General features: G+C 38.8%; 11 protein-coding genes and 1 pseudogene. All 12 read right to left on the bottom strand.

Annotated elements, in window-relative coordinates; all coding sequences use genetic code 11:
* Positions 1-5: 5 nt before the first annotated feature.
* On the bottom strand, positions 6-1,463 hold the full coding sequence (locus MHB42_RS04045) for a hypothetical protein (protein WP_340804521.1): 1,458 nt from the start codon (positions 1,461-1,463) through the stop codon (positions 6-8).
* A gap of 12 nt (positions 1,464-1,475) precedes the next feature.
* Positions 1,476-2,321, bottom strand: coding sequence for an ABC transporter permease (locus tag MHB42_RS04040; RefSeq protein ID WP_340804520.1), 846 nt, complete (start codon positions 2,319-2,321; stop codon positions 1,476-1,478).
* Positions 2,318-3,253, bottom strand: coding sequence for an ABC transporter ATP-binding protein (locus MHB42_RS04035; RefSeq protein ID WP_340804519.1), 936 nt, complete (start codon positions 3,251-3,253; stop codon positions 2,318-2,320). Before MHB42_RS04035 ends, MHB42_RS04040 begins: the two co-directional genes overlap by 4 nt.
* A complete protein-coding gene (locus tag MHB42_RS04030; protein ID WP_340804518.1) occupies positions 3,253-5,604 on the bottom strand; it encodes a DUF7408 domain-containing protein in 2,352 nt (783 codons plus the stop codon). Before MHB42_RS04030 ends, MHB42_RS04035 begins: the two co-directional genes overlap by 1 nt.
* A gap of 339 nt (positions 5,605-5,943) precedes the next feature.
* Positions 5,944-6,099, bottom strand: a complete 156-nt coding sequence (locus MHB42_RS04025; protein WP_340804517.1) for a hypothetical protein — start codon at positions 6,097-6,099, stop codon at positions 5,944-5,946.
* A gap of 350 nt (positions 6,100-6,449) precedes the next feature.
* Positions 6,450-7,337 carry a LysR family transcriptional regulator gene (locus MHB42_RS04020; RefSeq protein WP_340808527.1) on the bottom strand — a complete coding sequence of 296 codons (888 nt, stop codon included), beginning with the start codon at positions 7,335-7,337 and terminating at the stop codon, positions 6,450-6,452.
* 68 nt (positions 7,338-7,405) lie between these two features.
* Positions 7,406-7,846 carry a cyclic-di-AMP-binding protein CbpB gene (gene cbpB / locus MHB42_RS04015; protein WP_340804516.1) on the bottom strand — a complete coding sequence of 147 codons (441 nt, stop codon included), beginning with the start codon at positions 7,844-7,846 and terminating at the stop codon, positions 7,406-7,408.
* A 219-nt stretch (positions 7,847-8,065) separates the two neighbouring features.
* Positions 8,066-8,305, bottom strand: a complete 240-nt coding sequence (locus MHB42_RS04010) for a short-chain dehydrogenase (protein WP_340804515.1) — start codon at positions 8,303-8,305, stop codon at positions 8,066-8,068.
* Positions 8,306-8,367: 62 nt separating this feature from the next.
* Positions 8,368-9,135, bottom strand: a complete 768-nt coding sequence (gene fadH, locus MHB42_RS04005) for a 2,4-dienoyl-CoA reductase (RefSeq protein ID WP_340804514.1) — start codon at positions 9,133-9,135, stop codon at positions 8,368-8,370.
* Positions 9,136-9,272: 137 nt separating this feature from the next.
* Positions 9,273-10,457 carry an iron-containing alcohol dehydrogenase gene (locus MHB42_RS04000; protein WP_340804513.1) on the bottom strand — a complete coding sequence of 395 codons (1,185 nt, stop codon included), beginning with the start codon at positions 10,455-10,457 and terminating at the stop codon, positions 9,273-9,275.
* 17 nt (positions 10,458-10,474) lie between these two features.
* Positions 10,475-11,236 (bottom strand): 3-hydroxybutyrate dehydrogenase, encoded by a 762-nt coding sequence (locus tag MHB42_RS03995; protein ID WP_340804512.1) that lies wholly within the window; start codon positions 11,234-11,236, stop codon positions 10,475-10,477.
* 12 nt (positions 11,237-11,248) lie between these two features.
* Positions 11,249-12,564 (bottom strand): annotated as a pseudogene (locus MHB42_RS03990) (GntP family permease).
* Positions 12,565-12,655: the final 91 nt, after the last annotated feature.

Here is a 12,655-nt window from a genome sequence, read left to right as displayed (position 1 = left end):
TCCTCCTACTGCGACTCAATTGACGTGAAATACGATTGCACAACATTTTGTAAATCCTTCGGTAGCTGTAAACGCTCTGAGCTTTCTAAATAACTATCTCTATAGGAGCCAATTACTTCTTCATAGGGTCGGATGGAGCCCTTTGTTATTGGACCATTTCCTTGTTGTTCAGAAACATGAGTACCATCCCCTAATGCCCCACCATCCACAGATGTTTCACTTGATCCACCAAGACGATCAGGCGTTGTTAATAAATCGCGACCGCCTTGCCCCCTACCAGCTCCTTGGCCCTGTCCTTGACCACTGCCCTGCCCTGAACCAGCTCCATTGCCTGAACCTGAGCCGTTACCTTGCCCTTGACTTTGTCCATTACCTTGTCCTTGTGCATTGCTCTGTCCTTGCTGTTGACTTTGGCTTGAGCCCTGCCCTTGACCACTTTGTTGCTGTGAACCATTTTGCCCATTATTTTGATTGGCTTGCCCTGCTTGATTGCCTGACTGTGACTGGCTAGAAGACTGCTGAGCTGCTTGCTGATTGTTTTGTGCGTTATTTTGTTGATTACTACCTGCTGCATTATTAGCGCTGGCAATTGCATTTTGTAAGGAGCTGCTTGCTGGCTTACCAAGCTTGCTCATAGCTGTTTGTGTAGTACTTGCATTGTCAGTTAACTCCTGTTGCATTTGTGCAAGTTCCTTTAGCTGTTCAATCTCTTCCTTTGATAAGCCTTGCTCTTCACTGGCACCCTCGTGATTTGCTGTTTGCTTATCCTTTAACTGTTGTTCCTTTAAAGCTAGCTCCTTTTGCTTTTTCACCAGCTCTCGCAATGCCTCTTCTGCTGTTTCTGACTCTTTTAACGTATTTTGCAGTTCTTGTAATTGCTCTTTTACTTCTTTTGTTTGCGCTTTTTTCTCTAGCTCAGCAACTTCTTTTTTTATATCCTCAATAACAGCCTGCTCTTTTTCAACCTCAATGGCTTCAATTTGCGTAGCTGCTGGGAATAGATGAAGCATAGCTAATACAACTGTTGCTATAAATAAGCCAAGCAATGCTTTAGGACGAAATAAAGATTTTTTACGCGCCTTAAAGCTTATAAATGCCTTTTCAATATTTTGGATAGCCTTTGTGAGTAAAGCTTGTACAAGTGGGTCCTCATTATCTTTAAAGGATAATGCTGTTACAAGCTCATTATGTGGAAAATAGTGATCCAGCGTGTGCAAAGCCTCTTGCTCCTTTACACGCTTCCACCATAGATAAACAACGGTTGCAATAAGCACAAGCACAAAAACAGCAAACGCTATTTGGCGATAATAGGGCCAGACAAATAATCGCGAAAGAGCAACGAGTGAAGCACTCGCAAGCAATGCTAAAAACAAACCATACTGTACAATAGGAATGCTTCGTTCAACTATTAAGCTTAGCTTTGCACGCTGAATATATTTTTGTAATTGCTTACGACGCTCCATCATCATTCCTCCTCATCGGTTACTTTTCATATTGGCACGCAATTTTTTAATCGCAATAGCTAAGCAAAAGATAATTATTACTATATAAACAATTAAATACGTAACCCATACAGGCAATTCCACACCTGAGAGCTCTGCCAATGCATTGTCCATATCTGAAGACACCAGCGTTAACATCAGTGCACCAGGATTAATAGCCGCCCAAAAATAGGTCATAAAGGAAGTACCTGCCCCAGAGGGATTCCCCATCTGATGGAAGGCCGTTGTTAAAAAGAAGAAAAAGGCTGTAATCCCACCTAAAAAAATAATAGAACCGTATGTGGCTATCATTGCAACGATTGTCCTTTTAGTAATGGTTGAAAACATCACACCAACACTACCAATCGCTACGACTGTCACTAAATAAAAGAATACAATAGATGCAAGCTGTGAAGGCGAAACACCACCAAATAAGAATACTAGGCTATAGAGTGGCAACCCTGCAATTAACATCAACACTAGAAATGCAACAGAGGATAGTAATTTCCCAACAATAATTTGCGTAGAGCTTTGTGTTGTTGTTAATAAAATATTCAATGTTTGCTTTTCACGTTCACTACTAATTGCTCCTGCTGTTAAACTAGGTGTAATAAAAAGCACTAGTGCCATTTGCAAAATTGTTAAAATCGTAAACATGATAAAGCTCATTTCTGGTCTAAAAAATCCTCTACCAGTAAACTCAGTTGTTAGCAATAAAAAACCTGCCACAAATAAGCAAATAACAGCTAAGTAAAACATTAAGCCTGAAAAGCTTTTAAAAGAACGGAAGCGTAACTTCAATTCCTTGACGAGCACTGGATTATACAATTTTCCCATCATTGACTGTCCGCTCCCTTCGTAATCGCCATAAAGACATCCTCTAAATCTTTCTCTTCCTCACTTAATGCATAGATCGGTAAATCCAACAGTATTGCCTTTTTCAATAATGCTACCTGCTCCGCATCTGTACCACGATAATTAAAAGCAATTTCTAGACGGCTATCCATTACATCAATAGACGAGATCGCTGGGTCCTCCTCTAGAAATGCACGCACATCCGCAAGGCGATCCACCACTTTGATGACAATTCGCTTTTCACCCTGTAGCTGTGCTTGAATGGCTGCTACATTACCATGTGCAATTAATGTTCCATTATCAATAACACCAATCTCATCACACATCTCTGCAAGCTCAGGTAAAATATGTGATGAAATAAGAATCGTTTTTCCCATAGACTTTAAATTGCGTAAAATATCTCGCATTTCCACACGAGCACGTGGGTCTAACCCTGACGCTGGCTCATCCAATATCAATACCTTCGGATCGTGGATAAGTGCTCGCGCTAAACATAGACGCTGTTTCATCCCACGCGATAATAAGTCCACATATTCATAGCGTTTATTCGTTAAATTTACAAGCTCTAATAGCTGTGGGATTAGTATTTGACGTTCAGCTAAAGAAATGCTGTAGCTTGCGCCATAAAAATCTAAATATTCATCAACCTTCAGTTGATCATATACACCAAAGAAATCAGGCATATAACCAATTTGCTTACGTACTTCCTTCGGTTCCTTGACAACGCTCTTGCCATTGATTAGCGCATCACCAGAAGTCGGCGATAGCAATGTTGCTAAAATGGAAAAGGTTGTCGATTTACCTGCTCCATTTGCTCCAACAAAGCCAAATACAACGCCCTCCTCTAACGATAAATTTAAGTGATCCAGTGCTGTAAAGGAGCCATATCGCTTTGTTAAATCATGAATTTCAATCATTATTTTGCCACTCCTTTCAGCTCTATATCTGGTAATTTTGTTGGTCCTCCAGCTGGATTTTGTCTATATTGCACTTCAATTCGTAGCTCGCCCTCTGCATTAAAATACGTTGAGATTTGCTCTGTCAGCACTTGCTTAGTATCGACTAATGGCTCATAGGCATTTGTTTCATTATTCCACAGTGATAGCTGCATATATTGCACATCCTTATTTGCAATTGTTAGCTCATTCAATGTTTCCACACTAGCCATAAATTGCTCTGGCATCGTAATCGTTACTTCATGCGCTCCCTCTGATAAATGCCATTGGTTTAACTCTCCATCTATTTGATCAGCATAGCCACTTGTTGATAATGAATTTACGGTATACGTAAAGTTATTACGCTTCATTGTAAATGGTCCTGACAGTTCATTATTTCCTTTAAATGGTTGAATTAGCATTGTAATTGGTGACATGTTTGCACTTGTTTCCAGCTCAACCCCTGTAATCGTCTGATCTGCCCAAGCTATAAGCGCTGGCTGTTTATCATTTGCTACAAGAGATACTGCTAATGATTTCATTCGCTCAATACGCAGCGGATCAACCTCATCCTTTTTCCTTGGATAGCTATAATTATAATTATTAAATGTAGCTGGGCTTTGCAAAATCGTTGTTTTAAATTCCTTGTTCACCTGTAATGTATCATTTGCTTGAATATCCCCTAGATTAACTTCTTTTGTACCAGAAATTAATGTGACATCCTTTAAGGTAAACGGGAAGTTATTTTTAACTGTACCTGTTAGCTTGTTATTTTTTAACGTAATATCAATATCCATTTTGCCAATATTTTGTGCGGATGTTTTTCCGCCAAATGATTGAACAGACCAATAGCTTAAATCACGCAATGTTAATGTTGAACCATTGGCATGCTCTTTTATATATGAGTGATCTTGTAAACTGCTCATATTGCCTGTCATATCAATAGATTTTCTTGTGGCAACCGCAGTTGTTTGTTGATCTGCTTGCACAACAAAATTCCCACTACGATTTGTTAAAATAGAGGCTAAATAATAACCATTCACACTGCTATCCTCATTGACCTTGTAAAAGGCTGTTTGTTGAACCTGTGGCTGAACAATCCGATCTTTCGCACCAATAATAAAGAGAGCAATTGATATAACAATGGATAATGATGGAATAATCCACCATGCATGCTCACGCTTGTCCATTTTTTTCAGCACAATATAAAGAACTGGCCCGATAATTAAAATATAAAGAATAATAACAATTAGCATATAGCTCACAGATACTTCAAAGGATGGGAATAATTCATTGACATCACGTAGCTCATAGGACATGCGCTCAAGCGGAGGCTGCCCCTGCATCATCGCTCCTTGCTGAGAAATGCTTTGAAGATTCACCACTTTGGCGATTAATGCGGTATAGCCATCCATAGATGCCAGCGGTTGATCACCTAAAGAAAAGGCTGTTTGCACAATTTCCCCACTGCCGACTTTTGTCTTTGATGCTAAAATCGTATCATTATCTGTTAATACTGGTGTACTGCCTTCATTATTTGTTGCTGTATACATTGAAGCTGGCTGTGTAAAAGTACCGCCACCTGTTAATTTTGTTAATGTTTCAGCAGTAACAGTTGTCATTTCTGGTGATAAAGAAAGTGGTAAATATTGTTGGAAAATACCTGCTGTTGCATTCACCTGTTCAGCTCCACCTAATAGCAACGTACCACCATCCTGCACCCAGCCTAGTAAAGCCTCCTGCTGCTTTTGCGTTAAATCAGCAATTGCTACTTCATCAACGACTATAATATTTGCCATCGCTAGCCCTTGTGCGTTCTCTGGAAACGTATAATTTTCTAGTTGATTAAGATGAAATACTTCCAAATCATTCTGTGGGGCAAATGATGTTAACTGTAAATACCCCGATAGACGATCACTTTTATCTGTTAATGTATAAATGAATATGGAGGTAGGGTCTAAAGTATTTGTTTGTAACTGTTTAGTCCCTTTATATTCCACCTTTTCACCCTTTTCAATGCCACCACGATAAAAGGCCAATAAATCGCCACTGTTATAACCATAGTTAGTGCCATCTAAGTAGAATGTAAATGTTTTTTCCTCACCTGCTGCTAAATCAATCGGCACAACATATGCTGATGCAATCTCATATGAATAAGCAGCATTAATAGCCATATCTCCCGAAAAATCCTCGCCATTATTTTTGATCGTCACCTGTAATGGCAGTGCTGTTTGATGTTTAGCTTTCCCCGATATACCGGCTGTTGCCTTCACCTCTAATGTTGCAGCCGCATGTACCTCTGTTAAAGGCATAATCAAGCTAATGATCATCATTATGAATAAGGTCAGTGCCGTTATGTTTATCTTTTTCAAATGCTCAACTCCTCTTTATGTAAATAGATGGTTACATAATTATACGATTTCTATTGTGTTTTGTTCCATTTCTTACGCTATCTTCATGAATATTCATAAACTCTTAAGAATTAAGCAATAGACCTCGACTATAGTTCGCCTAAAAACAAAAGGCTTGAAAGGAATTTACTTCCTATTCAAGCCCTTCATTTCGAATGCTTTGCTACCTGACATGTCAAGCAAGAGATGAATGCCTTTTAAACAGTGTTTTCTCTGCAAAGCACGCCCATCTTTGCGCTGTCAGCATACCTCTACAATAATCTATTCATTGTAGCGTATAAACATAATATCTTTCTCATTTTCTGCAATTTTTAATGTAACATAATCCAATCTTTCTCTCATCTCTTTATTAGCGTGATTTCGCAATTCATCAACCTCTTCAAATTTCTTGCCAATCCCTGTGAAATGACTATTCATTTTTTTCGATATTATCAACTTTTCCTTTTAATTCTTGCACTTCGCTTTTACTTCCTGCATTTCTCCATACACCTTTTCTAATAAGCTATATACTTTCTCCGTTTCAAATTACTCCTTTCCTCTTTTTTTAGCTTCCTCCAAATCAACCATACCCTTTGCTACTTCACTCAAATACAATGTCATAATAACAATCTCTACATGACCAAAAGTTTCTTTAACAGCTTATTATGTAGAACATTCTCTTGGTTATTATGATACAATTTTCTTTCAGCAGTAATGAAAAATTTTGCAGCATCATAAACAAGACTGCCCGAAAAATTGATGTCCATCAACTTTTTGGGCAGCCTATTTTATTTTGTGTAGTCAAATAAACAACGCGCGTGATCTTGTACTACTTCAACAAATGCTTCAACCTGTCTTAATTCAAAGGATGACTCATAGCCAATTAGCCAAGTATCTCGCGTAATGCCAAATTCCTTTTCATTGTTTGTTAATGGAATTTTATGAATATGGTCATCGTCATTTAATGTGATAGAAGGCAGTATAGCATAGCCAGTTCCATTTAAAGCCATTTGTTTACAAATTTCGATTTGATCCACTAATATTTGCTTTCGTGGATTTGAAGCAAAATGCTGCTGCCACCATTGCTGGATTTCCTGATAATAATTGGAATCGCTTTTATATTGAATAAAGGGACGTTCTGTTGTTAGTACATCTTCAATTGTATTCAATTCCTTATCTACTAAATAAAGTGTATCCCTAAAAAGGTGTATTTTTTCTCCCTTCCAGTCAACCTGCCCACGTACAATACCCACATGTGCCTCACCATCATAAAGAGCCCTAACAATTTCAGAGCTCCAACCAGTCATAAGCGATATTTTGGCATCAGGATATTTCATAACAAAATCCTTCAATATTTTAGGTAGCCAGTTCTGACCAACAATAGATGCACAAGCAATTTTTAATGTTCCATTGACCCTCGTTGTTAAGGCTTGAATCGTTTCGTAAATTTCCTCTTTTTTCGCTAGTATTTCCTTTGCATATGCAATAACCTGTTCGCCAGCAGGTGTAGCAGTTAAGCCTTTTTGTGAACGAATAAAAAGCTGTGCACCCCAGTCCTTTTCAATCGTTTGTAGGCGTTGCGAAAGGGCTGGTTGGGATAAAAATAGACGCTCTGCCGCTTTCCGCATATTGCGTTCCTCAGCAAGAATTTTTAAAATCTCTGCCTCTGTTGCCATCAAATTATAAACCTCCAATACAAGCAAAGAGAGCCTCATGATTGACATCTGAGCGCCCTCTTAAACTATTACTCTTTTTGATAGATATGCTTTTTCAACTGTTTTAAAATAACACGTCTTGTTAATATCCCTGCAAATGTTCCATCTTCGTCCACTACACATAAAAAGGCGTGGTTAATCACTAAATCTAAAGCACGCTGGAATGTGTCCGTTAACTTTATGACAGCGATTTCTTTTTCCATAATAGTGTCAACTTTAATATCTGGTAACTTCTCATACTCAATATGTTCAAGTCCAAGAATTGCTTCTGTTATCATTTTTATGCTAAGTAAACCTTGAAGTCGATATTTCAAATCTAGGACAGGTATGGACGAATACCCTGTACGTGTTAGTACAAGGAGTGCATGTTCAGCGCTATTTCCGCTTTGTACATGCGCGACTTTTTCAGAGGAAATGATAAAATCACTAATTGGCATTGCTAATAAGTCTTTGCTGTTAGTTGAAATCATGAACTTCTTCTCCTTTTCTGTCCTCACTATGCAGAACAGTCCTTCTCCTTCATCATATCATAGTTTTTCTATCTATGACCATGGTCAGGACGAGAAGAGTTTTTCAGGAACAATGAATTATTTGAGCAGCTTCAACAAAAACTACATATATCCTCATTCAGTGATGTTCCATTTTTTTACAATTATTTCACCACTGAAATGAGGATTGTTTATCACTATCTAATAGCCAGCCTTACTCCAATAATAAAAAATCATAATCCCTAAAAAAAGTAAAAAAATCGCATACACCCATACAATTGGATTTAACATTGTTGCATATTCTTCAACTGTTTCTGAAATAGGTGTATCATTTTCTGATTTTCGTTTAGACGTCATTTTTGCAATTTTTAATGTCGATACAAACGAAATTGCAGCAATAATAACAATTGCAATAAGAGCTGGTATTAACCACATATCCATCGGCAAAACTCCTTTCTTTTCCCTTAGTATGCGTCAACCCAGCTCTGCATTATGCAATTATTTTAGAATGGATACTGGTTTAGCCACTGTCCACCATCCAGTGTGACACATTCTCCATTCATATAGCTTGCCTTATCAGACATGATAAATGTTGCTAAATTTGCTATTTCTTCTGGTGTACCAATACGACCTAATGGCACTGATTCCAATGTACGAGTAGCAGCCGCCTCTGACTCCCAAAGCTTATCTGCTCCACCTGTACGTTCAATTGGGCCTGGTGCAATAGCATTAACGCGAATTCCATACTGTTTCCCCCACTCCACAGCCAATGTCCTTGTTAAGGATAATACCCCAGCTTTTGCCGCGGCTGAATGAATAACACCCGCCCCCGCATTCCAAGCATATGTGGCTACCATATTTACAATAGACCCTTTTATTTGCTGTTCAATCCAATACTTACCAATTGCAGAGGAACAGAAGAATGTACCATTTAGTACAATATCTACTACAGCCTTCCAGCCATTTGGTGTTAAATCCTCTGCACGCACGATAAAATTACCAGCAGCATTATTCACAAGCCCATCCACTTGTCCAAATTTTTCAACAGCAAATGCTACCATTGCCTCTGCGTGCTCTGGCACTCGCACATCCATTTGAAATGTTTCAATCGATGATCCAGCCTCGGCAATAAACTTTTTAGCTTCAGCTAAGCGTTCCTCATTACGTCCTGTAATTACCACATTTGCACCTTCAGCCACAAACTGTTTTGCCATATAAAGCCCCATACCGCTTGATCCACCTGTAATAATAATGGTTTTCCCCTGCAACATACCATTTCCCCCTTTGTTTAAAAATGAATGGCTATTCACTGTAATTTTACTATATATGCTCGAATATGTCATATTAATTCTGCAAATTCCCTCTATTATTTTTCCATATAAAAAGAGGCTAGTGATATTCTAGCCTCTTAAAATATATACGTATAAGCAATTTTATAAAGCTCCATTAACTCTTCTTTTGTTGGAATTCTTGGATTATTGGCAGGGCTACCACTGGCAAGTGCATCATCTGCCATTTTCGGTATAGCCTCATAATAGGCTCGCTTGTCTATCCCCCATTGCTGTAAATTTCCGATTTTCATATGTTTACACATTTCCTTAATAGACATAATCGCTAAATGTGCAAGCTCCTCCTGTGATAAAGGTTCTTTTGCCTTATAGAAAAATTGCCCTAAATCTGCCAGTCGATCAATGCAAGCCCCTTTTGAGTATTCTAAAACAACAGGTAGCAGCATTGCATTGGATATACCATGTGGAACATGGAACAGTGCACCAATAGGACGTGACATGCCATGCACTAATGCGACAGAAGCATTGGAAAAGGATAAGCCTGCCTGCATAGAGCCTAATGACATTGCTTCCCTCGCATCAATATCATCACCCTGCTCATAGACCTTTACAATATTATTGACGATTAAATCCATTGCAGATAATGCAAGTACATCGGAATATGGATGTGCTAAACGTGACAAATAGCTTTCAATGGCATGACTTAATGCGTCAATTCCTGTTGCTGCTGTAATCGCAGGAGGTGATGTGACCGTTAAGACAGGATCAACAATTGCCACTATTGGCATAAAGGCTGGCTGCTTAATCATCATTTTCACATCTGTCTTTGTATTCGTAATAACTGTTGCATCTGTTGCTTCAGAGCCTGTACCTGCCGTTGTAGGGATAGCGATATGTGGAATTGGTGTCTGCTCTGCAACCTTTGCCATTTTCATATAATCCCCTATATAGCCGCCATTTGTAGCGACAACAGCAATCGCCTTTGCTGTGTCAATACAGCTACCTCCACCAACAGATACAATAATATCGCAGCCCTCTGCTTGCAATAGCTCAAGTCCCTCCGCTACATATGTATCATCAGGCTCAGTCGTCACCCCTAAATACGAAACCGCTTCCAATCCTTGCATTTTTAATTGTGTCGTACACTGCTCTACAAAGCCTAGGCTGTTCATAATTGGATCACTAATAATTAGCGCCTTTGTTCCTAGCTTTTTGGCATACACCCCTACCTCTTTAAATGAATCTCTTCCGTAAACAATGGTTCCTGGTGAATGAACCGTAAAAATTGTTTTCGTTTGAATCATAATGCTCCCTCCTTAAACTATTGAGCTGTATAGCCACCATCTAAAATAATAGCCTGCCCTGTTAACCCCTTCGCTCCATCGCTTGCTAAATATAAGGCAAGCCCTGTGACTTCAGAAATATCAAGCAATCGTTTTTGCGGTACAAGAGGATATAATACCTGTTCAAGCACTTCCTCTATTTGAATCCCTCTTGTTTTAGCTAAATCTCTAAACTGATTACGAACTAAATCCGTATCAACATACCCTGGACAAATAGCATTCACAGTGATTCCATCATTTGCCGTTTCAAGTGCAGCTACCTTAGTTAAGCCAATAACACCATGCTTCGCTGCATTGTAGCCAGCCTTACCAGCAAATCCTATAATGCCATTGATGGATGCCATATTAATAATACGACCGTATTGGTTCTTTTTCATATGAGGTAACGCGTATTTCATAGCGATAAATGGTGCAACGACCATTACTTGTTGCATTGTCTTAAAAATCTCTGTCTTAAAATCCTCAATAGGAGAAATATGTTGAAAGCCTGCATTGTTAATTAAAATATCTAAGGTTGCAAATTTTTCAATTGTACAATCAATCGCCTCACGTATAGCATCTTCTTCTGTTACATCGCATAAATAGGCTGTTAAAGTAGGATTTTGTGCAACCACCTCTTTTAAAAGCTGATCATCTTTATCTGTAATGACTACATTCGCACCCTGTTCAGCAAATATTTGTGCTATTGAAAGACCAATACCACGAGCTGCTCCTGTAATGAAAACCGTTTTTCCTTTCATATAATATTCCTCCTACATGCCTAGCGAGAATAATACGATAGCTAATATTGTACCTATAATTGGGATAATAACTGTCAAAGCCCCAAACGGTAGATATGCATCCTTATGCTTCTCATTACAAACCGAATTAATGGTTGTCACTACATAGCCCCATGCGGCAATGAATCCAGTGATCCTGATGCGATAGCAATTGTTCGATGTAACGCTTCCGTATCTACACCCATCTCAATATAATGTGGAGCAAGTAATGGCATCGCAATCGTTTGGCCACCAGATGCTGAACCTGTTAAACCTGCAATAACTGCAATTGCTAAAGCACCGCCAATTAATGGGCTTCCAGGAATATTTGTCATCACATCTACTGTTGCTACAAAGGATGGCGTTGCTTTTACTACTCCGCCAAAGCCTACAACAGCCGCTGTATTAGTAATCGCCACAATAGCTCCCATCGCCCCTGCTGCTAACGTTGTTCCAATTGACTTTGAATATTTATAACTTATTAAATAAGCGACAATACACCCACTTGTTAATGCCACAATTAAAGCAGATGTTCCTAAAGAATCATGGAAAGCAAAGGAAATACCCAGTACAACTAATAATGGAAGAAGACTAAGAATTGGACTTGGCAATTTACGTGTTTCATCAACTACTGGGTCTGTTGAGCGTTCAATAAATACTTCTCCGCTTTTAACAGCACGCTTGATCATCCAATTTAACCATAATGCACCACCAACCCCCATAAAAATAGCTACAATAATACTAACCTGCCAGCCAGCATATGGTGTTGTACCTAAATATGGTATTGGAATCCAGTTTTGAATTTCAGGCGATCCAGCAGATGTCATCGTAAAAGTTACAGAACCTAGACCAAGTGCTGCTGGAATAAAACGTCGTGGAAAATTCGCTTGTTTAAATAAGCTGATTGCCATTGGGTATACGGAAAAAGCAACAATAAAAACAGAAACTCCTCCATATGTGAGTACCGCTGCTGCTAACACAACTGCATATGCAGCATATTTCACACCAACTTTCTCAACGATCCATTTAGATACACTATCTGCTGCACCTGTATCTTCCATAACTTTACCAAAAATAGCACCTGCCATAAACATTAAATACCATGACCCAACAAATCCAGTGAAGCCATCCATATAACTTGTTAAGAAATTGGCTTGCTCCTCTTTAGCTGTTTGAGGAAAAAAGGCAAGGCCATTTGTGATCGCTGCTATCAACGCAGTTAATGGTGCTGAAATAAGTAAATTAACGCCTCTCATTGTTAAATAAACTAATAATGCTAAACTACCAAAAAGACCAATATACTCTATCATTTACATCCCACCCATCGAATTCTTTCAAAAAGGACTAGCAGGAAAGCTTATTTCTTTCCTGGCAGCACCTTTACTCTTACATATATTTTTT

Source organism: Lysinibacillus sp. FSL K6-0232 (assembly GCF_038008325.1).
Classification (GTDB): domain Bacteria; phylum Bacillota; class Bacilli; order Bacillales_A; family Planococcaceae; genus Lysinibacillus.
Note: the sequence above shows the minus strand (reverse complement) of the source record. Positions and strands in the feature narration are given on the sequence as shown.

What these genes read in the sequence shown, in the direction of transcription:
- MHB42_RS04035 (WP_340804519.1), bottom strand. Translation starts at nt 3,253, where the DNA reads ATGATTGAAATTCATGATTTAACAAAGCGATATGGCTCCTTTACAGCA.
- MHB42_RS04025 (WP_340804517.1), bottom strand. Translation starts at nt 6,099, where the DNA reads ATGAATAGTCATTTCACAGGGATTGGCAAGAAATTTGAAGAGGTTGAT.
- MHB42_RS04010 (WP_340804515.1), bottom strand. Translation starts at nt 8,305, where the DNA reads ATGGATATGTGGTTAATACCAGCTCTTATTGCAATTGTTATTATTGCT.
- fadH (WP_340804514.1), bottom strand. Translation starts at nt 9,135, where the DNA reads ATGTTGCAGGGGAAAACCATTATTATTACAGGTGGATCAAGCGGTATG.
- MHB42_RS04000 (WP_340804513.1), bottom strand. Translation starts at nt 10,457, where the DNA reads ATGATTCAAACGAAAACAATTTTTACGGTTCATTCACCAGGAACCATT.
- MHB42_RS03995 (WP_340804512.1), bottom strand. Translation starts at nt 11,236, where the DNA reads ATGAAAGGAAAAACGGTTTTCATTACAGGAGCAGCTCGTGGTATTGGT.
- MHB42_RS04030 (WP_340804518.1), bottom strand. Translation starts at nt 5,604, where the DNA reads ATGATGATCATTAGCTTGATTATGCCTTTAACAGAGGTACATGCGGCT.
- MHB42_RS04040 (WP_340804520.1), bottom strand. Translation starts at nt 2,321, where the DNA reads ATGATGGGAAAATTGTATAATCCAGTGCTCGTCAAGGAATTGAAGTTA.
- MHB42_RS04045 (WP_340804521.1), bottom strand. Translation starts at nt 1,463, where the DNA reads ATGGAGCGTCGTAAGCAATTACAAAAATATATTCAGCGTGCAAAGCTA.
- cbpB (WP_340804516.1), bottom strand. Translation starts at nt 7,846, where the DNA reads ATGATTTCAACTAACAGCAAAGACTTATTAGCAATGCCAATTAGTGAT.
- MHB42_RS04020 (WP_340808527.1), bottom strand. Translation starts at nt 7,337, where the DNA reads ATGGCAACAGAGGCAGAGATTTTAAAAATTCTTGCTGAGGAACGCAAT.